At 66.4% G+C, this 21,215-nt stretch carries 21 protein-coding genes and 1 pseudogene; 8 read left to right on the top strand and 14 right to left on the bottom strand.

Features of this window, described 5'->3' with window-relative positions; all coding sequences use genetic code 11:
- From KK7_RS21555 to KK7_RS22590, 5 genes and pseudogenes are all read left to right on the top strand, one after another.
- Window positions 1-979 (top strand): annotated as a pseudogene (locus KK7_RS21555) (hypothetical protein); the annotation flags it as partial.
- 120 nt (window positions 980-1,099) lie between these two features.
- Entirely contained in the window at window positions 1,100-3,007 is a 1,908-nt protein-coding gene (locus KK7_RS0112610; protein WP_010545009.1) for a CocE/NonD family hydrolase, read from the top strand.
- A 92-nt stretch (window positions 3,008-3,099) separates the two neighbouring features.
- Window positions 3,100-3,744: a hypothetical protein gene (locus tag KK7_RS0112605; RefSeq protein WP_237709203.1), complete on the top strand. Its 645-nt coding sequence runs from the start codon at window positions 3,100-3,102 to the stop codon at window positions 3,742-3,744.
- Between the two features lie 116 nt (window positions 3,745-3,860).
- Window positions 3,861-4,385: a hypothetical protein gene (locus tag KK7_RS0112600; protein WP_010545007.1), complete on the top strand. Its 525-nt coding sequence runs from the start codon at window positions 3,861-3,863 to the stop codon at window positions 4,383-4,385.
- Between the two features lie 136 nt (window positions 4,386-4,521).
- Entirely contained in the window at window positions 4,522-5,142 is a 621-nt protein-coding gene (locus KK7_RS22590; protein ID WP_138983956.1) for a hypothetical protein, read from the top strand.
- Between the two features lie 82 nt (window positions 5,143-5,224).
- Here the strand turns inward: KK7_RS22590 and rplL are convergent, their stop codons facing one another.
- The 5 genes from rplL to KK7_RS0112580 form a co-directional block, all read right to left on the bottom strand.
- A complete protein-coding gene (gene rplL / locus KK7_RS0112590) occupies window positions 5,225-5,602 on the bottom strand; it encodes a 50S ribosomal protein L7/L12 (RefSeq protein ID WP_010545005.1) in 378 nt (125 codons plus the stop codon).
- Between the two features lie 60 nt (window positions 5,603-5,662).
- Window positions 5,663-6,178 carry a 50S ribosomal protein L10 gene (gene rplJ, locus KK7_RS0112585; protein ID WP_010545004.1) on the bottom strand — a complete coding sequence of 172 codons (516 nt, stop codon included), beginning with the start codon at window positions 6,176-6,178 and terminating at the stop codon, window positions 5,663-5,665.
- A gap of 684 nt (window positions 6,179-6,862) precedes the next feature.
- Window positions 6,863-7,714, bottom strand: a complete 852-nt coding sequence (locus KK7_RS22585) for a hypothetical protein (RefSeq protein WP_138983955.1) — start codon at window positions 7,712-7,714, stop codon at window positions 6,863-6,865.
- Between the two features lie 59 nt (window positions 7,715-7,773).
- Window positions 7,774-8,088: a hypothetical protein gene (locus KK7_RS22580; protein WP_138983954.1), complete on the bottom strand. Its 315-nt coding sequence runs from the start codon at window positions 8,086-8,088 to the stop codon at window positions 7,774-7,776.
- A 396-nt stretch (window positions 8,089-8,484) separates the two neighbouring features.
- Window positions 8,485-11,127 (bottom strand): TonB-dependent receptor, encoded by a 2,643-nt coding sequence (locus KK7_RS0112580; protein WP_010545003.1) that lies wholly within the window; start codon window positions 11,125-11,127, stop codon window positions 8,485-8,487.
- Between the two features lie 261 nt (window positions 11,128-11,388).
- On the opposite strand from KK7_RS0112580, the gene KK7_RS0112575 reads away from it, so the two are divergent.
- Window positions 11,389-13,740, top strand: a complete 2,352-nt coding sequence (locus tag KK7_RS0112575) for a methyl-accepting chemotaxis protein (RefSeq protein WP_337459579.1) — start codon at window positions 11,389-11,391, stop codon at window positions 13,738-13,740.
- Window positions 13,741-13,811: 71 nt separating this feature from the next.
- Here the strand turns inward: KK7_RS0112575 and rplA are convergent, their stop codons facing one another.
- The 3 genes from rplA to KK7_RS20585 all read right to left on the bottom strand — a co-directional run bounded on the left by rplA (window position 13,812) and on the right by KK7_RS20585 (window position 16,171).
- Window positions 13,812-14,504, bottom strand: a complete 693-nt coding sequence (gene rplA, locus KK7_RS0112570) for a 50S ribosomal protein L1 (RefSeq protein ID WP_010545001.1) — start codon at window positions 14,502-14,504, stop codon at window positions 13,812-13,814.
- A 4-nt stretch (window positions 14,505-14,508) separates the two neighbouring features.
- Entirely contained in the window at window positions 14,509-14,940 is a 432-nt protein-coding gene (gene rplK, locus KK7_RS0112565; RefSeq protein ID WP_010545000.1) for a 50S ribosomal protein L11, read from the bottom strand.
- Between the two features lie 157 nt (window positions 14,941-15,097).
- Entirely contained in the window at window positions 15,098-16,171 is a 1,074-nt protein-coding gene (locus KK7_RS20585) for an AI-2E family transporter (protein WP_010544999.1), read from the bottom strand.
- 159 nt (window positions 16,172-16,330) lie between these two features.
- Here KK7_RS20585 and KK7_RS0112555 point away from each other — a divergent pair, with 159 nt between their 5' ends.
- Both KK7_RS0112555 and KK7_RS0112550 read left to right on the top strand, forming a co-directional pair.
- Entirely contained in the window at window positions 16,331-16,642 is a 312-nt protein-coding gene (locus KK7_RS0112555; protein ID WP_029623256.1) for a hypothetical protein, read from the top strand.
- Between the two features lie 27 nt (window positions 16,643-16,669).
- Entirely contained in the window at window positions 16,670-17,290 is a 621-nt protein-coding gene (locus tag KK7_RS0112550) for a general stress protein (protein ID WP_010544997.1), read from the top strand.
- Between the two features lie 77 nt (window positions 17,291-17,367).
- Here the strand turns inward: KK7_RS0112550 and KK7_RS0112545 are convergent, their stop codons facing one another.
- The 6 genes from KK7_RS0112545 to KK7_RS0112520 form a co-directional block, all read right to left on the bottom strand.
- On the bottom strand, window positions 17,368-17,556 hold the full coding sequence (locus tag KK7_RS0112545; protein ID WP_010544996.1) for a hypothetical protein: 189 nt from the start codon (window positions 17,554-17,556) through the stop codon (window positions 17,368-17,370).
- Between the two features lie 59 nt (window positions 17,557-17,615).
- The gene (locus tag KK7_RS21905) at window positions 17,616-17,759 is read right to left on the bottom strand and encodes an entericidin A/B family lipoprotein (RefSeq protein ID WP_010544995.1); all 144 of its coding nucleotides are present in this window, start codon (window positions 17,757-17,759) and stop codon (window positions 17,616-17,618) included.
- Window positions 17,760-17,788: 29 nt separating this feature from the next.
- A complete protein-coding gene (locus KK7_RS0112535; protein WP_010544994.1) occupies window positions 17,789-18,046 on the bottom strand; it encodes a CsbD family protein in 258 nt (85 codons plus the stop codon).
- 25 nt (window positions 18,047-18,071) lie between these two features.
- On the bottom strand, window positions 18,072-18,944 hold the full coding sequence (locus KK7_RS0112530) for a hypothetical protein (RefSeq protein ID WP_010544993.1): 873 nt from the start codon (window positions 18,942-18,944) through the stop codon (window positions 18,072-18,074).
- Window positions 18,945-18,973: 29 nt separating this feature from the next.
- Complete coding sequence (locus KK7_RS0112525; protein ID WP_010544992.1) at window positions 18,974-19,156, bottom strand: CsbD family protein; 183 nt, start codon at window positions 19,154-19,156, stop codon at window positions 18,974-18,976.
- Between the two features lie 125 nt (window positions 19,157-19,281).
- Window positions 19,282-20,757, bottom strand: a complete 1,476-nt coding sequence (locus tag KK7_RS0112520) for a PAS domain S-box protein (RefSeq protein WP_010544991.1) — start codon at window positions 20,755-20,757, stop codon at window positions 19,282-19,284.
- Between the last annotated feature and the right edge of the window lie 458 nt (window positions 20,758-21,215).

Below are 21,215 nucleotides of genomic sequence, written 5' to 3'. Positions count from 1 at the left end.
CGCCGCGCGTCCGGCCGCACCGGCGCAGGACGCCGCGCCAGCCGCCGCGCAGCCGCCTGCCACGCCCGAGGCAGCCGCGCCGGCCCCGACGACCGCGGAACCGGCCGCGCCGGTTCTTGATACGGAAACCACCACCACGACCACGACGACCGAGCAGACCCGCACGACGTCGCTCTTGCCCTGGATCGCAGGTGGTGTCGCCGTGTTGCTCGCCATCCTCGCCGCGGCCTTCCTGATGCGTCGCCGCCGGTCGGACGAGGACGACCTTCTGGTGCGCGACACCGCCACCACGGCCGATCCGGTGGTCGAGCGCCCGGCACCGCGACCCGTCGCGCCGCGCGGCGACATCGGCCTCGCCGCCGTGAATGCCGCGCCGATCCTGGCGCCGGCGCGTGCCGCCGATCCGGTGGCGGCACCGGTGGCGGAAGCGCATGTCGAGGCCAAGCTGGCCGACGCCGACGCGGCAGTGCTGGAGCATGTCGTCGATACGCCTGCGCCGGTCGCCAACCGTCCGTGGCTGGAGCTTGGCCTGCGCCCGGTGCGTGCCGGTACCAGTGAGGAAGAGGCGCTGGTCGATATCGAGCTGACCGTCGGCAATGCCGGCGACACGGCGGCCCGCGACGTGCGCATCTCCACCTTCCTGCTGGCCGATGCCGAGCCGAGCGAGATGGAGCGCCTGCTCACCAGCCACGGCCCGGCCGCCGACGTTCCGCCGCTGACGATCGATGCCGGTAACGGCACCCGGGTCGACGCGCATCTCGCGGTGCCGAAGGGCGAGATCGGCCGTACCTTCAACCCGGTGGTGGTCGCCGAAGCGCGCTATCGCCTGCCGGACGGTCGCGAGGGCCGCACCAGCGCCGCCTTCCGCATCGGCCGTGCCGCTCCCGCCGCCGACGGTGTGGGTCCGATCGGCGCCACCCGTCCGCATCTGGTGGAGGATCTGGAGGCCGAACTCGTCGGTACACCTGCCCACGCCTAAGCTGTTGAAGTCCCGACAGGCCCGCGCTTTTTTCCGAGGCGCGGGCCTTGTCATGTCCGCGCTTCCCTTGCGCCGAATGTGACACTATCACCCCAGGCTTCGGTTCTCTGGGGAGACATCATGCAGTTTCGTACCCTGTTTCTGGCCGCCCTCGCGTCGACGGCGCTGGTTCCCGCCGCCACCGCCCAGCAGGCGCAGCCGTTCAACGACATTCCGGCCAAGTTCGTGCTCCCCGAGGGCCCGAAGGACTATATCCGCCGCGAGGTGATGGTGCCGATGCGCGACGGCACCAAGCTGTTCACCACCATCGTGATCCCGAAGGGCGCCAGGAACGCGCCGATCCTGCTCACCCGCACGCCGTATAACGCGGCCAGCCGCGTGCGCCGTTCGGACAGCAACAAGATGCTTTCCGTCCTCGCCCAGGGCGACGAGGTGTTCGTGCAGGCCGGCTATATCCGGGTCTTCCAGGATATTCGGGGGAAGTACGGTTCCGAAGGCGATTTCGTCGTCACCCGGCCGCCGGTCGGCCCGCTCAACCCGACCAAGATCGACGACACCACCGATGCCTATGACACGATCGACTGGCTGGTGAAGAACCTGCCGGAATCGAACGGCAAGGTCGGCATGCTCGGCTCGTCCTATGAAGGCTGGACGGTGGTGATGGCGCTGCTCAACCCGCATCCGGCGCTCAAGGTCGCTGCGCCCGAGAGCCCGATGATCGACGGCTGGATGGGCGACGACTGGTTCCACCACGGCGCCTTCCGCCTGCCCAATATCGGCTGGATCTCGGGCATCACCGGCTACAAGGCCGGCGGCCCGACGCCCCCCAATGGCGGCTGGGACGATTACGACACCTTCCGCAAGGTCGGCTCGGCGGGCGACTGGGCCAAGCAGTACGGCTATGACCAGCTGCCCTTCTGGCAGAAGCTGAGCCAGCACGTGGCGTACGACGCCTTCTGGCAGGGCCAGGCGCTGGACAAGATCCTCGCCGCCAACCCGTCGAACGTGCCGACGCTGTGGGAGCAGGGGCTGTGGGATCACGAAGACATGTACGGCGCGATCCACGCCTGGGAGGACCTGCAGAAGACGAGCCAGGCCAATAACAACTTCCTGCTGATGGGCCCGTGGCGCCACTCGGGCTTCAACTATAACGGCTCGAAGCTGGGTGAACTGAGCTTCGAGGGCGATACCGCGCTGCAGGCCCGCCGCGACATCCTGCTGCCCTTCTTCAACGCGCATCTGAAGGACGGCGCGCCGGCCTATACCCCGCCGGTCGCCAGCATCTACAATACCGGCGAGAACCGCTGGGATTTCCTCAACAAGTGGCCGCTGGCGACGCAGCTGACCCCGCTCTACCTCGCGTCGGGTGAAGTGGCCGGGTTCGACAAGCCGGGGGCAGGGGAGGACAGCTATGTCTCCGATCCGGCCAAGCCGGTTCCCTATCTGCCGCGCCCGATCAACTTCAACGACGGCCGCTGGAGCACCTATCTCGTCACCGACCAGCGCTTCGTCGATGGACGGCAGGACGTGCTCACCTATTCCACGCCGGTGCTGAAGGAGGCGGTGCGCCTGTCGGGGGCGCCGCTGGCGGACATCTTCGCCAAGACGACGGGCACCGACGGCGATTTCGTGGTCAAGGTGATCGACGTCTATCCGGAGGAGATCGCCTCGGCCAAGGAGATGGGCGGCTTCCAGCTGCCGATCGCGATGGACATCTTCCGCGGCCGCTATCGCACCTCGTTCGAGCATCCCTCGCCGATCCCGGCGGGCAAGGTGCAGGAATACAAGTTCCGCCTGCCGACGGTGAACCACACCTTCCTGCCGGGGCACCGCATCATGGTGCAGATCCAGTCGACCCTGTTCCCGGTCTATGATCGCAACCCGCAGAAATATGTGGAGAATATCTTCTTCGCCAAGCCGGGGGACTATCAGAAGGCGACCGTCTCGATCGTCTATGGCGGCAAGCAGTCGAGCGCGGTGCTGCTGCCGGTGGTGCCTGTCGACCAGAGCGCCGCCAGGGCACGCTGACCAGACGTGCCGCCCTGCCGATCGCGCAGGGCGGCCGCTCAGTGCTTCGGCTTTCCCGTCCGGGCGTAGGTGGAAATCCCTAGGCGATCTTCGTGTTCCTGCATCATTCCTTAAGCTTATTCCGGTTGAATCGCAGGCGACACGAAGTGCTCCCGTGGGTGCTCGCCGCGGGGTTGGAGAGCAAGGACATGAACGTCGCCGCCATTCGACGCTATCTTCGAGAGACGGTCGAGTTCTTCGTCTATTTCATCTTCATGACCGCGCTGGGCGCGGCGATGTACGTTCTGGTCAACTACGCGCCCCAGGCCAATTCCCGTTGGTACATCAATACGTGCATTGCCATGGCGGTCTTCACCGGCCTCTACGCGGTGCGCATGTTCGCCCGCTATCGCCGGGCGATGCGCCGGCTCGAGCTGCTCGCGGGCGAGGTGCCGGCGATGAGCGCCGAGGACCGCAGGACGATGCGCTGGTCGGAGCGAATCGCCTCCGAGCGACTGGAGGCGCGCGGCGGCGATCCCGAACGGGTGCGCCTGCTGGAAAAGCTGGAGGAAGTGGAGCGCGCCTTTCGCGAGCGCTGCGCCGCGCTGGGTCTGGATCCCGAAGAGGAGGAAGACGAATCCGCCATCGGCCCCGACATGTCGCTGGAGGCGATCCGCGAGCGCATCGCGGCGCGCATGCAGCGCGAGGAGGAGGCCGAGGAAGAGGAGGCGCAGCGGCGGCCGGTCTTCCGCTCCTGATCCCGGGGACACCCGCCGGTTAGGATTCGTTAACGCGACTGGTTCATGATGCGAGTGCGAAAAGCGCTCGGCGGGGATCCTGACGCGTCGGCGGCTTGCCTGGTGGGATTGCGTTCATGAAGCCCGAAACCGTTCGCCGGTATCTCCTGGTGTCGCTCGAGTTCGGCACCTACTGCCTGCTGATGACGCTGCTCAGCTATCTGATGGTGGTTCTGGTGCTGCGTGCGCCGCAGCCGCATAGCGGCGTTTACATCTCGGTCGCGCTGCTGGTGGCGGCACTGACGGGCATCCATGCCGGGCGCATGTTCCGGACGTATCGCGTCGCCCTTCAGCGGATGCGGGCTCGCGCAAAGAAGCGGGAGCGCCCGCGGCACTGGTCCGATCGTATCGCTGCCGCGGAGTCGTTGCGGCGGCAGGATTCGCTGCGCGAGCGGCTGGCAAGCGACGAGGCATCGCCCGAACTGCTGGCGATCCGCCTCCGGATCGCCGAACGCATGGCGCGCGAAGACCGCGAGCGTGAGGAATTCGAACGTGCCGAACGCGACCGGGCGGAACGCGAACGGCTCGATCGGCTGGAACGGGCCCGCAACGCCCGTATTCGCGCCGAGGTCGGACGGAAGACGACCCGCAACAACAACTGATCGTCCGCCGTTCACGGGCGGCTGCACCTGCGCCCGGGTTTGGTGAAGGTGCAGCGATCATTCATCTGCCGACCGCCAGCAGGGGCGGGTGAGACCGGGGCCATATCCAGCAGCGTTGGCGGCGTTTGCCGCGTCCTTGGCCGTTGTCCCGGCAGCGGGGCAGGATCAGCCGACGCCGACGCCGACGCCGACGCCGACGCCGCAAGTCATTCCGGGGGTGCTGCCCGAGCGCTTCCGGTTGCCCGGTGCGGCTGCTCCGACCCCGACCTCGACCCCCGATACCACGCCCATTCCGGCGCCGGTGCTCGTCGCCGTGCCGACACCGTCCCCTCGCGCGCCGCAGCCGCGCGCCGTACCGACCCCGGAATCCGCACCGGATGCACCCCAGCGGCCGGCGGTGGCCCTGATCAGCGCCCATCCCGACCAGGATCGGGCGATCGCCGGCTTTCATGCCGGTTCGGCAGGTCTTGTGGCCGCGCCGGCATTCGACCTGCCGCCTTCCGGCAACCGGCGCCTGCCGCTTCGCCTGACACTCCCGTGGGAGCGGATCCATGTCGTGCAACTGCGGGGGCGGCCGATGTTCATCGGGTTGGTGATGCTGGATCTGCGCTGGCGGGCGGGTCTCGCCATTCGCCGCACCGGGGCGGACTTCCTCATGGGCAGCCGGGGCGAGGGCGATCGTCCGGGACCGATCTGGCTAGATCGGCCGGCGCCGACGGCCCTTGCCGCTATCGCCTACACCCCGGATAACGCATAGTATTCAAACAAACAGAAAAGGGCGGACCGTCACCGGCCCGCCCTTTCCGTGTTTCGAGGCCGTGAAATCGGCCAGGAAGCAATTACTTGATTTCGACGGTCGCGCCGGCTTCTTCAAGCTGCTTCTTGATCTTCTCGGCTTCGTCCTTCGAAACGCCTTCCTTGATCGGCTTCGGAGCGCCTTCGACCAGCGCCTTCGCTTCGGTCAGGCCGAGCGAGGTGATCGCGCGGACTTCCTTAATGACGTTGATCTTCTTGCCACCGTCGCCGGTGAGGATCACGTCGAACTCGGTCTGCTCTTCAGCAGCCGGGGCAGCGGCGCCACCAGCGGCCGGGCCGGCAACGGCGACGGCGGCAGCGGCCGAGACGCCCCACTTCTCTTCGAGCAGCTTCGAGAGCTCAGCAGCCTCGAGAACGGTCAGCGCGGAAAGCTGGTCGACGATTGCGTTAAGGTCAGCCATGATAAACTCCAATCAGTTCAATAGTTTCGGGATAGAATAAGGGTCGTCTGAAGCAAAAGCTCAGGCAGCCTGCTTTTCGCTGTACGCCGCAAGCACGCGGGCGATCTGCGCCGCCGGTGCCTGGGTGACGGTTGCGAGCTTGGTCGCGGGCGCTGCGATGAGCCCCACGAGCTTGCCGCGCAGCTCGTCCAGCGACGGCAGCGAGGCGAGTGCCTGCACGCCAGCCGGATCCAGCAGCACGCTGCCCATTGCGCCGCCGACGATTTCGAGCTTGTCGTTCGTCTTGGCGAACTCCGCGACGACCTTGGCCGCAGCCACGGGGTCGACGGAGGTGGACAGTGCCGTCGGACCCGTCAGCAGGTCCGCGAGCACCGCGTAATCGGTGCCCTGGGTGGCAATCTTGGCGAGCTTGTTCTTCGAGACCTTATAGGTCGCGCCGGCTGCACGCATCTTGTTGCGCAGGTCCGTCGACTGCTTGACGGTCATGCCGCGGTTGCGGGTGACAACCACCACGCCAACCTCGTTGAAGGTGCGATTCAGCTCGGCAACGGCGTCGGCCTTCTGGGAACGATCCATGCCGGTCTCCTCATACAAGAGGCGGCCCCTCCCGCGCGAGCGGACGGGGGCTGCCCCGGTTAACGACCCGTGCGAACACGGGTCAGGCGCATTTGTCCGAGGGGAAGGATCGTCACGAGGCCGGGGACGCATCCCTGGGGCGTGACCCGGAACGCTTGGACCCATCCGCGCATCCGCGCTAAGAAGTCGGCCAAGCCGCCGGTAAATTCTGTCCCCGTCTAGGCGAGTTTTTCAAGACCGGCATATTCCGGTCCCTCGCTGTCTCGGACGGATTCCCCGCCAAAGCAGGGAGCCGCGCCTTTAGCCGAATCGGCGGGGGAGTCAAGGCCCGGGGGTAGGGGCGGGGTGGAGGAGCGGCGGTTCCTCCGTAAGGGGAGGCGGCAGGCCGCACGCCTGGCGGAGGGGTGGCGGCGTCGGCACGGCGGATGTGCCCATCGGCGCGGACACACCTCTAACACCATGCTCGGTGGCGGTCCTGCCCCCCTTGCGGGAGCGGCGCTCGTTACGAACAAACAACAAGCATCATCTTGCCCGCGCGGACCGGTCGGGGGCTGCCATGGTCGCCCCCACCGCGCGGCGCTCCGCCAGAACTCTCCCGGCAAATCACCCACCACGACAATGCTCAGGGTGAGTCACATCTGTCGCACCGAGGGAATCTCGTTTATGGGACTGGATCCTGGAACGTCATTTTGTCCGTCGGCAAAGATCGCTCGTGCTCTTTAGGAGGCTTGCTCGATCGGCGCTGTCTTTGGGCAGCATCTCCGCCAGTACCCGTATGTTTGACAGGCACTCCGTTAGTGTCGCAAATTCGGTGATGTTCTGTGCTGCGACACCAGTTGCGAAAACCTTTCCTGCCGTTAGACCTGCTCCTCCGCTGTCTCCGTTTGCTGCGCCACTAAATCGGCCGTAAACAGAAAATGCGTCTGTACGCTTGCTGTCAGTATTCGCATTGAGTTGGCCCAGCAAATTGGATTTTTGTTGGAGTAGGCCATTCAGCCGCTCGGATCGGGTAGATTTTGAAGCATCGAGCTGGGCTATTTCCTTTCTGGATTTGGTTGCGTCGAAATTGGCGGGCCGGACAGCCGCCTTCGCTGCCAGGGCCTTTCGTGCATTGATCTTTTCCGGGGTGTCATCGGCCGCTGCGGGGCCTAATTTTAGAAGCTCTGAATCCGCAGCGTCTGCGGCTTCTACGAGAGCGATGCCGGCGGCCAAGGTTGCGCGATTATCATCGTCTGCCTTCTGCTGGTCAAAAAACTGTTGAATCTCGCGATCAAATTCCGAGATTCGCTTTTCTATAGGTGAATTTTGAATCGCATCAAATTTTCCGCCGGCAATCATTTCCATCTTATATATTGGGTTCTGGCACTGTGCTCCGGTAGACTTGTAACAATATTTTGCTACTGCCACCGGAACCAGGGCGACATTCGCTTCCTTGAATCCGATATTGACATCTAGACCCGGCGTGTCCGGCGTGCCCCCGGCGACTCCGACGCCCATCGTGGTTCTGGAGGTATATGTGAGCGATGTCTGTTCCATCGGTACACAGCCGCTTGCAACTAGCCCCAGCGCCGGTATGAAGATTTTTGCTGATCCTCTCACTTGTCTCCCTTTCTTAGACAGATGTTCGGAAAACGATCGAAGTAATCGCGCCATTTAACGAACTGAGAATCGTTGCTATTTTCAATGATGATAACGGCTGCACATTTACTAGCATCCGGCATAATAATTGTCTGCGACTGCTCATAGCCGAGCGTGAACGAATGGCCATCGGCGGATACACCGTAGCTACGCTTCGTGATGGCAATACTGGCAGCGCTATGAGGCAAATCCAGCGTGAGAATGCCGGCATGCCGTTGGATCTTTCCACCCTCTACCTCTATGACGGTGCAGGCAGAGCATGTGACAGTCAAGAATAAAGTCAGGGTTGATCGAATGGATACGGGCAATGCTCAACCCCCGTCTATTTTGCGGATTGTTATCATCCATGCTGGGAACTTCGTGGAGTTGTCAATCCGAAGCCTTTTTTGCGGTCATAATGGCCGCCGGTTGGTGGAAGGGCGGAAGATGCATAAGTCAAAGACGAACAATGGCTTGCGGCTGAAAGTATTCGAATTGAGACGACGTCGACGCAGATTGCTCACACGACCTAGCTGTCCTCATCAGTAAGTGGGGGCGGCCATGGTAATCGGTAGCGTTTTCCGCACTGTACCGGGCGAAAGCTGATTTCTGCCGCCATCCCCCCACACGCACGAAAGGGCCGGGATCGCTCCCGGCCCTGCGTGTCGGCGCATCGGCGATGCGGCGGATCAGAACTCCGCGCGCACCCCGAACAGGATGGTGCGGCCCCAATAGTTGATCTCGCCGAAGCGGTTCGAGGCATCGTTGTACGTGTAGAGCTTGGCGCCCGCGAGGTTGATCGCCTCGACGCTCAACTGCACGTTCGGCAGCAGCTTGTAGCCGATGCTGCCGTCGAGCGTGCCGAACGCTGCGGTGTAGTTCGGCGCCTGGGTGGTGCTGCCGGTGCCCGAGAGATAGCGGCCGCGCCACACATAGGAGAGGCGGGTGGAGAGCGGGCCCTTCTCGTAGAAGCCGACCAGGTTGAAGCTGTTCTTCGACAGGCCGATCAGCTGGTCGACGATCGGCCGCGCGCCGGCGGTGTAGTTGGCCTGGACCGAGGTGTGGGTGTAGCTTGCCTGCATGCCGAGGCCGTCGAACGGCTTGGGCAGGAAGGTGAACACCTGGTTGTAGCCGGCCTCGACGCCATAGACCTTGGCGTTGCCGCCGTTGATCTGGGTGGAGAGCAGCACCGTGCCGCGGCCGGGGATGTCGATATTGACGTTCTGCGCGGTGATGTAATCGTCCATCGCCTTGTAGAACACCGCGCCGGTGAGCGCGCCCTTCGGGTTGAAATACCATTCCAGCGCACCGTCGAACTGGGTGGCGAGGAAGGGAAGGAGCTGCGGGTTGCCGCCGCTCGCCGTCGGCGCGTCGGTCGACAGGGTGATGCGGGGCGCGCTGTCGGTCACGTTGGGGCGGGTGAGCACCCGGCTGGCGGCGAAGCGGGCGATCAGCGTCTTGGTCAGCTCGGCCTTGAGGTTGAAGCTGGGCAGCCAGTCGTTGAAGGTCTTGGGGAAGGCCGCGGGGGTGATGACGTTGCCGGCGCGCAGGAAGCCGGTCGCGTTCTGGTCGGTACGGACATAGCGCAGGCCGACATTGCCGATCAGCGCCACGCCGCCGAGGCTGGTGCCATAATCGAGCCGGGCATAGGCCGAGGCGGTTTTCTCGGTCGTCTTGAACGAGGCGGCCTGGTCGCTGGGCGTGAGCGCGCTGTTGGCGACGGCGGGGGTGAACAGCGCGTTGTAATAGGCCGAGGTGACCGGCACGAGCCAGCTGCGTGGGCTGTTGCCGCCGACGCCCTTCAGGAAGTCGTCATAGGGGATCTGCTGGTAGGCGCCGGCGCCGAGCGAGGTCAGCGGCTGGCCGTTGGACGACGTCACCAGGAAGTCGCGGCGCCAATAGTCGCGCTTGCGCCAGTGATATTCGCCGCCGATCGCCAGCTTGCGGAAGAAGCCGTCCAGGTCATAGGCGCCGTCGAGGCGGGCGAAGCGGTCCCAGTCCTTGCTGTTCTTCGGCGCGATGTTGAAGGTGAACAGCTGGTAGTTGGCGGGGTTGTTGATGTCGACCGGGGTGGCGATGGTCGGGGTGACCTTGTAGCCGGCCGAACCGTCATAGACGAGCGGTGCGAAGAACACCGCGCGGCTGCGCACCGTGCCCTCGGCATTGCTCGGGTGGAAGCTGTGCGCCGACGACCAGTTGAGGTTGGCGGTGACATGGAAGCGATCGTGATTCCAGGTCTGCTTGAGGCCGATGGTGAGCAGGTCGTGCCGGTTGAGGCTGTATTCGCGGCTGGCCATGAAGCGGACGTCGTTGATCGTCGCGGCCACCACGGTGTTGCCCTGCAGCTTGACCGAGCCGGGGACGATCACCGGCGTGTGGCCGGCGACGCTGGTGTCGTCCGGATAGATGTCGAGGCCGAACTCGTCATAGGCGACGTCGAGCCGCGTCGCGAGCACGTCGAGCGTGGTCTCGAGCTCGGGCGTGGGGCGCCACTGGGCGGAGACCAGGCCGGAGATGCGCTTGCGATCCTCGGTCTCGATCGTCGGGCGGGTGCGGGTGGGGGTGTAGAGGCCCGGCTGCAGGCCGCCGCGCGCCGCGCTGGTGAACCGGTCGAGGTTCCAGCCGAAGTTCATGAAGCGATCGTTGCGGACCGCCTTGCCCCAATATTGCGCACCGATGAGGATGCCGAAGGTGTCGCCGAAGGTGTGGCTGCCGATCAGCGTGGCGTTGGGCTTCACCTTCTTGGTCTGCGACGTGTAGGTGCCGCGCAGATTGGCGGTGACCTTGTTGCCGGCGTCGAACGGGCGGAACGTGCGCACATCGATATTGCCGCCCAGCGCACCCTCGGTCATGTCCGAGGTGGGCGTCTTCACCACGTCGATATTGGCGACGAACTCGGCGGGCAGCATCTCGAAGCGGAACTGGCGGCCGGCGGCGCCGCCATTTTCGATCAGATCGTTGAGAGCGACCGGACGGCCGTTGAGCAGCGTGCTCTGGAACTGGGGGCCGAGGCCACGCACCGAGACGTACAGGCCCTCGCCGCGCGGCCGGGTGATCGCCACGCCGGTGATGAGCTGGAGCGCCTCGGCGACATTCTGGGTTGGGAACTTGCCGATATCGGTGGAGCTGATCGAATCCAGGCCATAGTCCGCGCGGCGCTTCGCATCGGTGGCGGCGGCAAGGCTGCGGGCATAGCTGCCGTTGACGACGATTTCCTCGGCGCCGTCCTGCTCCTGCGGCGAGGCGGCGGTCTGGGCGGCGGCCGGGGCGATGGCCGCCAGCGTGAGGGCGAGCGCCGAGGTGGCGCGAAGCAGCGCGAACGAGGAGTGCATGATTGGAATCTCCCTGGACCCTTATTGGTCTTGTGAGGCGCCCTTAGCGTCGGCCGGCAACAGGATGGTGGCGATTCCGTTGCAGAACGATGACGCGCGTGCCGGGTCTGTTTCGATGGCGTGACGACCGAAAACCGGTCGGTCGAAACGCGACGGGCGGCATCTGTCTCGATCGCGGGACAGGTTCGGCGAGACGTTTCTAGGGCAAAAATCCGCCATCGGCGCGCGATCCTAGGATGAAGGCAAGGGATCGTCATTGCAATGCGCGCCGGAACCCGCGGCGCTTGGGAGGATGTCGCCATGGGCGCGATGCACTATCTCGATCGATTGACTTCGTTACAGCGCAAGATCGCGCTGATCGCCGGCTTTTTCCTGACATCGACGGTCGTAATCCTGGTGGTCGCCAGCGCGCTGTTCGCGTGGAACTCGCATGCCTTTGTGGGGCGTGAGGTCGGCACGATCGTCAGCGCCCAGGCCAAGGACATGCTGCAGAACCGCGCGGCGGTGGAGGCGCAGGGCATCAAGGGCGCGCTGGACGTGGCGTTCGACGCCGCGCGCACCGACGCGCACAGCTTTGCCGTGCTCGCCGACAGCACGGCGCCGGGCCAGCGCCGCAGCCAGTTCAACGCGCTGCTGCGCCATGTGCTCGAGCAGAATCCAGGCTTCAACGGCACCTATTCGGCCTGGGAGCCCAATGCGATCGACGGCAACGACGCCGGCTTCGCCAACAACCGCGCGGCGGGATCGGACGGCACCGGCCGCTATCTCGCCTATTGGACGCGCGGCGCGAACGGCAATGTCGCGATCCAGCCGCTCGTCGAATATGACAGCGCCGAGCGCCACCCGAACGGGCTGGTGAAGGGCGGCTGGTATCTCGGCCCCAAGGCGAATGGCGAGGAAAGCATCCTCGGCCCGCTGCCCTATATCGTGCAGGGCAAGCAGGTGTTCCTGGCCACCATGTCGGTACCGATCACGGTGCATGGCCGCTTCGTCGGCGTCTCCGGCACCGACTATAATCTCGACTTTCTCCAGCAGGTGGCGAGCAAGACCAACGCGTCGCTGTTCTCGGGCAAGGGCGTGGTGCTGATCGTCAACAATACCGGGCTGATCGCCGCCAACAGCGCCGCGCCCGACACGATCGGCAAGGCGGCGGCATCCGCCGATCCGCACTGGGCACAGCTCGCCGAGATCGTGGGTACCGGTCAGGCGCGGGTGATCGACGATCCCAAGCAGCCGAATATCGACGTCTATTCGCCGATCACGCTCGGCCGCAGCAAGACCCCCTGGTCGGTGGTGATCTCGGTGCCGCGCGCGCTGGTGCTGGCACAGGCGGAATCGCTCAGCAGCTCGCTCAGCGCCAAGGCGATCACCAGCATGGTGCTGCAGCTGCTGATCGGCATCGGGGTCGCGGTCGGCGCGGTGTTCGCGATCGGGCTGGCGGCCAAGCGCATCGCTACCCCGATCAGCCAGTGCGCCCAGTTCGCCAACGGCATCGCCAAGGAACGGCTGGACCAAACGCTGGCGATCCACCAGGCCGACGAGGTGGGCACGCTGGCCGAGGCGCTGCGCAAGATGCAGGAGGACATCAAGGCCAATCTCGCCCGGCGGGTGGACGAGCAGGCCAAGACCGAGTTCGTCGTCGAGACCGTGTCGAACAGCCTGGGCGGGCTTTCCAAGGGCAACCTGACCGTCGACATCGTCCAGGCCTTCCCGAGCGAATATGAAGGGCTGAAGCAGAACTTCAACACCGCGCTGGCCAGCCTGCGCGACCTGATCGGCGCGGTAGGCGAAAGCACCCAGACGATCCGCACGGGATCGCAGGAGATCGCCCAGGCCTCCGAGGATCTCGCCCGCCGCACCGAAAGCAATGCGGCGAGCCTGGAGGAAACCAGCGCCGCGCTGGTCCAGATCGACGGCCGGCTACGCACCAACGCCAAAGCGTCGGACCAGACCCTCAAGCGCGCGGATCAGGCGATCCTGACCGTGACGGGCGGCCGCTCGACCGCCGACGAGGCGATGCAGGCGATGGGCCGGGTAAGCAGCAGCGCCGAGGGCATCGACAATGTGATCGAGGGCCTCGACAAGATCGCCTTCCAGACGCGCGTGCTGGCGATGAACGCGGCGGTGGAGGCGGGGCGGGCCGGCGATGCCGGTCGCGGCTTCGCGGTGGTTGCCGATCTCGTCTCGGCGCTGGCGATGCGGGCGGAGGAAGAGGCGCGGATCGCGCGCGACCAGCTGACCGCGACCCAGGCCGACATCAGCGCGGCGGTGCAGGCGGTGCGCCGGGTGGATACCGCGCTGGTCGACATCGCGCAGGACGTGGAGACGGTGCACGGGCTGCTCGGCACCATGGCCGAGGACAGCCGGGCGCAATCGGCGGCGATGACCGAGATCAGCGCCGCGCTGGGTGCGATGGACCAGTCGACCCAGCAGAATGCGGCGATGGTCGAGCAGACTTCGGCGGCGGCGCGCAACCTGTCCAGCGAGGTGCTGGCGCTCAGCGCGCAGGCGGCGACCTTCACGGTGGCGAAGGGCGGGGCGGGGGCCAGGCCGGTGCCGCTCGCCGGACGCGAACGGGCGCGGGGGACGGAACGGCAGCGCGCCTTCGCCTGAGCCGCACACCCAAGCAAAAAGGGCCGGGGATCGCTCCCCGGCCCTTTCCGTTTGTTTGGGTCCCGAAAGACTTAGGCGGTGGCGACTTCCGCGGTGTCGACCTTCACGCCCGGGCCCATCGAGGACGAGAGCGCGACCTTCTTGAGGTACTTGCCCTTGGCGCCCGCCGGCTTGGCCTTGACCACCGCGTCGACGAGGGCGTCGAAGTTGCGGCGCAGGTCCTCGTTCGAGAAGCTCACCTTGCCGATGCCCGAGTGGATGATGCCGGCCTTTTCGACGCGGTATTCCACCTGACCGCCCTTGGCGGCCTTCACGGCCTCGGCGACGTTCATGGTCACGGTGCCGAGCTTCGGGTTCGGCATCAGGCCCTTCGGACCCAGCACCTTGCCGAGGCGGCCGACCAGGCCCATCATGTCCGGGGTCGCGATGCAGCGATCGAAATCGATCGTGCCGCCCTGGATGGCTTCCATCAGATCTTCTGCGCCGACGACGTCGGCACCGGCGGCCTTGGCTTCCTCGGCCTTGGCGCCGCGGGCGAACACGCCGACGCGGACGTCCTTGCCGGTGCCGGCCGGCAGCGTCACGACGCCGCGGACCATCTGGTCGGCGTGGCGCGGATCGACGCCGAGGTTCAGCGCGACTTCGATCGACTCGTCGAACTTGGCGGTCGCATACTGCTTCACCAGCGCGATCGCTTCATCGACGCCGTGGAGCTTCACGGGGTCAACGGTCCAGGTCTTCTGCTTCTTGGTCAGCTTGGCCATGGGATCAGCCCTCCACCACTTCGAGGCCCATCGCGCGGGCCGAACCTTCGATGATCTTCGTCGCCGCGTCGATGTCGTTCGCGTTCAGGTCCTTCATCTTGACCTGGGCGATTTCCGACAGCTGCGAACGCTTGATCTTGCCTGCCACGACCTTGCCCGGCTCCTTCGAGCCCGACTTCAGGTTGACGGCCTTCTTCAGCAGATAGGTCGCCGGCGGCGTCTTGGTCTCGAACGAGAAGGAACGATCCGCATAGACGGTGATGACGGTGGGAAGGGGCGTGCCCTTCTCGACGTCACCGGTCGCGGCGTTGAACGCCTTGCAGAATTCCATGATGTTCACGCCGCGCTGGCCCAGGGCAGGGCCGATCGGCGGCGAGGGGTTGGCGGCGCCGGCAGCCACCTGCAGCTTGATATAGCCGGTAATCTTCTTAGCCATGTCACTCTCTTTCAAGTCGAGCGGTACAAGCGACGGCCAGAGGCCGCCTCCCGCATGGTTCCACCACGAATGCGTTGGAAGCCGGCGCCCTTAGCTGAAAGCGGGGCAGGGGGCAAGGGGCTCCAAGATCCTCCCCGTGCCGGGAAGCATCTTTACGTCACGGCGCCGTGTGCCCCGCCTCGGCGCCGCCGATGTCGCCGTCGGCCACCCATTCGCGCCACAGCAGCACCAGCGCGGCCATCACCGCCGGCCCGACGAACAGGCCGAGCAGCCCGATCGTCTCCACGCCCCCCAGGATGCCGATCAGCACCCAGACGAAGGGCAGGCGCGTCGTGCCGCCGATCAGGCTGGGGCGCAGGAAATGGTCGATCACGAAGTTGAGCGCATAGCCGATCGTGCCGACGACGATCGCCGCCATCACCGCGCCCTTGGCGAGCAGGAGAAGCAGCGCCAGCACCAGCACCACCGCCAGCCCGAACGGAATGATCGAGGCGAAGCCCGAGAACAGCCCGAGCAGAATCGGGTGCGGCACGCCGCCAAAGGCGAACAGGATCGCCATCAGGATGCCCTGAGCGAGGCCCAGCAGCACCATGCCGTCCACCGCGCCGCGCACCGCGGCGAAGATCTGGCGGCCGAGGCGGTTGCCCGCATCGCCGAACGCGCGGGTGGCACCGCGTTCGAGCTGGCGAACGATCGCGTCGCGGTCTCGCAGCAGGAAGAACAGCACGACCAGCGTGAAGGCGAACACCACGACGCGGCGGACGAGCGTGTGGGTAAGCGCACCCGAATGGCTGCGCCACAGGCTGTAGTCGAGTTTGCCGAACTCGGCGGCGGCGGCCTCCGGGGTGGCGAGGTGGAGGGTCCACCAGGCGCGGACCTCGCTCGATCCCCAAGGCAGGCGGGCGACCCAGTCGGGTACCGGCACGCCGTGGCTGCGCGCATCGGCGATCCAGGCGGCGGCGGCCTGCGCCTCGATCACCGCCTGACTGATCGCGATCGAGAGCGGGATCAGCACGACGAGCAGGACGCCCAGCGTAAGCAGCGCGGCGACCAGGGTCGGGCGGGGCAGGCGCTCAGTCAGCCAGAGGCGCACGGGCTCGACCCCGATCGCGAGCACGCCGGCCCACAGCACCGCCGGAACGAAGGCCATGCCGATCCACAAGGCGGCTGCGGCGATGATCGCGGCGAGCACGACGCGGGCGCGGGTCTGGGCGTTGGTGGTGTGCTGCATGCGGGTCCCCGAAAGTTCGGCGCGGACAGTGGCCGGAGCGGCGCTCCGTGGCAATGCCCGGGGCGGATGAACCAAACAAGTCTTTCAACAGTTTAGCAAATCTCCACGCCGCCGGGAGGGTTCGGTGCGCGTTGGACCTCAAATTGGAGAGGAATGGGCATGAAACGCATGATCATGACCGTCGTGGGCGCTGCGCTCGCGACGACAGGGGCGGCTGCGCAGAGCAGCGGCCAGTCGGGCTCGCACAACCCGGTGGTGAAGGACGGGACGGCGCACCATGTCGCCGCACCCGCCAAGGGCCGCAGCTCGTTCACCGAGGACCAGGCCAAGGGCCGGCTGATGAAGGCCGGTTATACCGACATCACCGATCTGAAGGGCACCAGGAACGGCGCCTGGCAGGGCATGGCGATGAAGAACGGCAAGAAGATGACCGTGACGCTCGACTACAAGGGCAACGTCACCGCGCGCTGATCCACGGATATCTGCAGGAGAATTTCCATGAGCCGGACCATTACCCGCCTGTTCGACGACTATTCGGACGCGAAGTCTGCCGTACACGATCTGGAGAAGCTGGGCGTGCCGCACGGCGACCTCAGCATCATCGCCAACAACGCGCATAGCGAACATGGCGACCATGACGTGAGCGACGTCAACGCCCATGGCGATGTCAGCCGCGGTGCTTCCACCGGTGCGGCGCTGGGCGGCGTCGGCGGCCTGCTGGCGGGCCTGGGCCTGCTCGCGATTCCGGGTCTCGGCCCCATCGTGGCGGCCGGCTGGCTCGCCTCGACCGCGGCGGGTGCCGCGATCGGCGGCATCGGCGGCGCGGCAACCGGCGGGATCGTCGGCGCGCTCAAGAATGCCGGCGAGAGCGAGGACGACGCGCATGTCTATTCCGAGGGCGTGCGCCGCGGCGGCACGCTGCTGAGCGCGCGGGTCGAGGACTCGCTGGCCCCCGAGGCCGAAGCGGTGCTGAACCGTCACCGTGGCGTCGATGCCGGCACGCGTGGTGCGACCTATCGCCAGTCGGGCTGGACGCGCTTCGACAGCGATGCGCCCGCCTATACCCGCGAGGAGATCGCGCGCGAGCGTTCGACCTATCGCGAGCCGACGATCGTCTGATCGTCTCGCCGGACGGACACGGGAAAAGCCGGGGTGCGAGCCCCGGCTTTTTTTGTTCTTGGGGGAGAGGGGCGGATCTAGGCGGCGGGCGCCGCATCCGCTGCGGCATCGGCCGGGACCGGGTGGCCGGCGGCGCGGAGCTGCGCGGCATAGGCGTCGGCCATGGCGAGATGGGCGGTGCGGGCGCTGCTCTCCGCTGCACGGGCTGCGGCCCGGCGGGACTGGGCGAGGCGCTTCAGCAGATAGTCGGGTGCGTGTTCGTTCACGGCGGGGCAACTCCGGGAGGGCGGCATCGCGGGCGAGGCTGCCCGCGATGCCGGATCGGTTACTTCTTGTGGTTCTGGCCCGAGGCGTCCGAGAGGGCGGTGCCGGCCGATCGGACATCCTTGCCGACGCCGTTCACGGTGTTGCAGGCCCCGAGGGTCAGCAGGCCGAGTGCGGCAACGAGGGGCAGGGTCTTGGCGATCATGCAAACTTCCTTTCGGTACGAGGGTGGGTTCAGTCGCGACGGCCGATCAGCGCGGCCCCGGCGAGCAGGGCGACCGAGCCGGCGGCGGCGAGTGCCAGCAGCGGGTGGTCGCGGACCGCGCTGCGCACCTGGTCCAGCGTCTCGCCGAAGCGGCGCTCAAGGCCGCCTTCCACCTTGCGGGCGGCGCCGCGTGCCTCGGTCTCGCGATCGCCGCTGATCTTGCCGAGCCCCTGCTCGGCGCCGCCGACGACTTCCTTCACGGCACCTGCGATACGATGGGTATCCATGGGTCTTCTCCTTGGTTGGGTGGATTCAGAATTCGGTTTCGGTGGTGCGGCGGGCGGCGACGATGCCGCCCCCGATCGCGGCGCCCGCACCCAGCAGCATCACCAGGAACAGGGCGAGGGCACTGCCGGCGGCGACGCTGGCACCGGCGCTGCCGGCGTTCTTCGCGGTCTGCAGCGCATCGTTCTTGGTCGCGACGAACTGGCGGCGGGCCTTTTCGACGCGGGCCATGGCTTCCTGCTGGCTCACGCTGTCCTGCACGGCGATGATCTGTGCGATCCGCTGCTCGGCGGCCTGACCCTCGGCGCCGCCCCTGGCCATGGCCGGCAGTTCGGCGATCATCGCCTTGCGGGCCTGTTCGGGGGTCATGTCCTTGGGGTTGCTCGGCGTGGTGTCGAGCAGGGCGGCGAGCTGCGCGTCCACTGCGGACTCATCCACGCCGGCCGCCTTGGCGAGCGTGGGCGTCACCACCCCGGCGCCGGCGACGGTGGTCGAAGCGACGCTGCCGACGGTGCGGAAGGCGCTGCCGACCAGCCCGCCGATCGCAGACGTAAGCAGGTAGAAGGTGAGCAGCAGCGTCAGCGCCCAGATGGCGAGGCCGTGCGCGGCGCCGTCGAACGGGCGCTGCAGCTTGGCGACACGGGCGGCACCGTAGGAACCGAGACCCAGCGCGATCACGCTGCTGATCGTCCACCAGGCGAGCGCGCCGACCCCCAGGCCGCCGGCGCTGGGGCCGCTGCCCTGGGCCGGGTCGATCGTCGAGAAGCCGATCGCCGCACCCAGCAGCGCGAGCATCAGTTCGATGGCCAGCGCGATCACCGCGCCCGCAAGGATCGCGGACCAGCTGACGCGGGGCACCGGGCGCACAGCCAGGCGCGTGTCGTAGATGGCGGTTGCCATGGCGTGTTCTCCTGCGTGGGTGGCGGCGGTCACTTGGTGCCCGCCTTGGTCACGGCGTCCACCACCTTGCCGGCGCCGGCCTGGGCCTTGCCCGCCAGCTTTTCGGCGGCGCCTTCGGCCTGGATGCGGCGGTCGCCGGTGATCTTGCCGATCGCTTCCTTGATCGAGCCCTTCAGCACATGGGCTTCGCCCTTGATGCGGTTCTCGTTCATTGGTTCGTCCTCCTGGTCGAGGCGCGGGGGAGACCCCGCGTCCATGACGAAGAAATGGCAGGGCAAGCGGGGCAGAAAGAGATGCGGAAGTACCAAATCGTCTGGTGCTTCCGGACCAGATCACGTCATTTTATCGGGCGCTGCAGCGGGTAGCCGCGCTCGCGCGCCCACAGGATCGCCTGGGCGCGGCGATTGACCCCGATCTTGGCATAGACCCGCGCGACATGGTTCCTGAGCGTGTTGCGCGAGACGCCCATCTCGCGGGCGATGGTGGCATCGTCGCCGCCCTCGCACAGCAGGCTGAGCACTTCCTTCTCGCGGCGGGTGAGCTCGCTGGTCTCGACCGGCCGGGCGGCGCCGTGCGGGTTGCGCAGGTTGGCGAGTTTCTCGACCACCGAGCGGCTGAACCAGTTGGTATCCTGCATCACCGCCTCGATCGCGCCGATCAGTTCCAGCTCGTTGTGGCGGCGGGCATGGATGTCCTGCACCACCCACAGGATGCAGGTGTCGCGCCGCAGGGGGATGGCGGCGGCGGAGACCAGGCAATCGGTGATCGCGCCCTCCTTGGTGCGGACGCGCGCATCCATGCTGCGAAAGTCGGTGCGCTCCTCCAGCGCGGCGCAGGCGGTTTTGAGAAAGCCGCCGTCCTCGAACAGGCGGAGTGCTGCCATACGCTGCCCCATCGTCTCGTCGCTCGACCAGCCGCTGAGCTGGTGGAAGGCGTCGTTGGTGTCGCACAGCGCGAGATCGTCGCGCGTGGTGATCGCCATCGCCACGGGGGCGAGGCGGAAGGTGGTGACGAAGCGCTCCTCGCTGTGGCGCAGCTCGTTCTCGGCCTGGCGGCGGGGCTCGAGGTCGGCGAAGGAGAAGAGCATGCACGCTTCCTCGTCCAGCTCGACCGGCTGGCCGGCGACGATCACCAGCTTGCGGCCGCCATCGGGAAGCTCGAGGTCCGCCTGCATCTGCGGCACGGTGCGCCCCTCGCGGATGCGCTCCTTGGCGGTGTCGAGGTCGGCGGCATCGTTCAGCACGTCGATGTCGTAGAGCGAGCGACCGAGCACCTCGTCGCGGGCATAGCCGGTCAGGTCGAGGAAGCCCTGGTTGACCTTCACATAGCGCTGGTCGGACAGGCGCAGGATCACCGCGGGGGCGGGATTGACGTTGAAGGTGCGCTCGAAGCGCTGCTCGGCCTCGAAGCGCTGCGACACGTCCTGCAGGACGAGGACGAGCAGGTCGGGCCTGCCCTCGGCATCGCCGATCACCAGGCTGCGCACCTCGTGGATCCAGCGGGCATCCTCGTCGCCGGCGGGGACCACCTCGACCACCACTTCGTCGAAGCTCTCGCCTGCCAGCACCCGGTCGAGCGGATAGTCGCCGCGATCGAGCCGGTGGTTGTTGCGGTAGCGCAGCTGGAAGCGCTCGCGATAGGCATCGACGTCTTCGCCGAGGTCGGCGACGGTCTCGACGCCGTGCATCCGAAGCGCCGCATCGTTCGCCCAGCGGATCTCCTGGTCGATGTCGACCAGGATCACGCCTTCGCGGAGGCCGGAGATGATGTGACGGAGCTGGGGAAGGTCGATGGAGGGATGGTCGATGCTCATGAACCCGCGCGGCGCAATTTCGTATACGAAGTGCTGAACGTGCGGGCGTGCGCAGGGATGCATGCGGCGAAGCCTAGGGGTTTCTACCTAGGACCCGCCACGGCGCCCGGACGGGAGCCGCGCCGCAGGGAATGGAACTACCCGTAACTGCCCGCGCGATGCAGGGGCGACGCCAACCAAGTAGAATGGGTACGCCTTTCAGGATTCCTTAAGGTTAATCGAACTTTAAATCGGCGGCGTGTCGGTGCTTTCGAAAATGAAGCCGCGATGAAATTGAAAACTTGAATGAAAAATTTCCAAATTGTTCATCCTCTTCGGCCATTCCAGTGAGCGGATGCAGCAAGTGCCTCCTCGCGGGTCGGCGTTTCCGACCCTCGCCGCAGAATGCGGCGCAGTTCCAAGAAGGAAATATTAATGGCTTTCTCCGTTAACACCAACGTCGGCGCGATGGCGGCTCT

The sequence above is a fragment of the Sphingomonas elodea ATCC 31461 genome, from assembly GCF_000226955.1.
GTDB classification, from domain to species: Bacteria; Pseudomonadota; Alphaproteobacteria; order Sphingomonadales; family Sphingomonadaceae; genus Sphingomonas; species Sphingomonas elodea.
The sequence above is the reverse complement of the archived record's forward strand: the minus strand, read 5'-3'. Positions and strand labels throughout refer to the sequence as shown.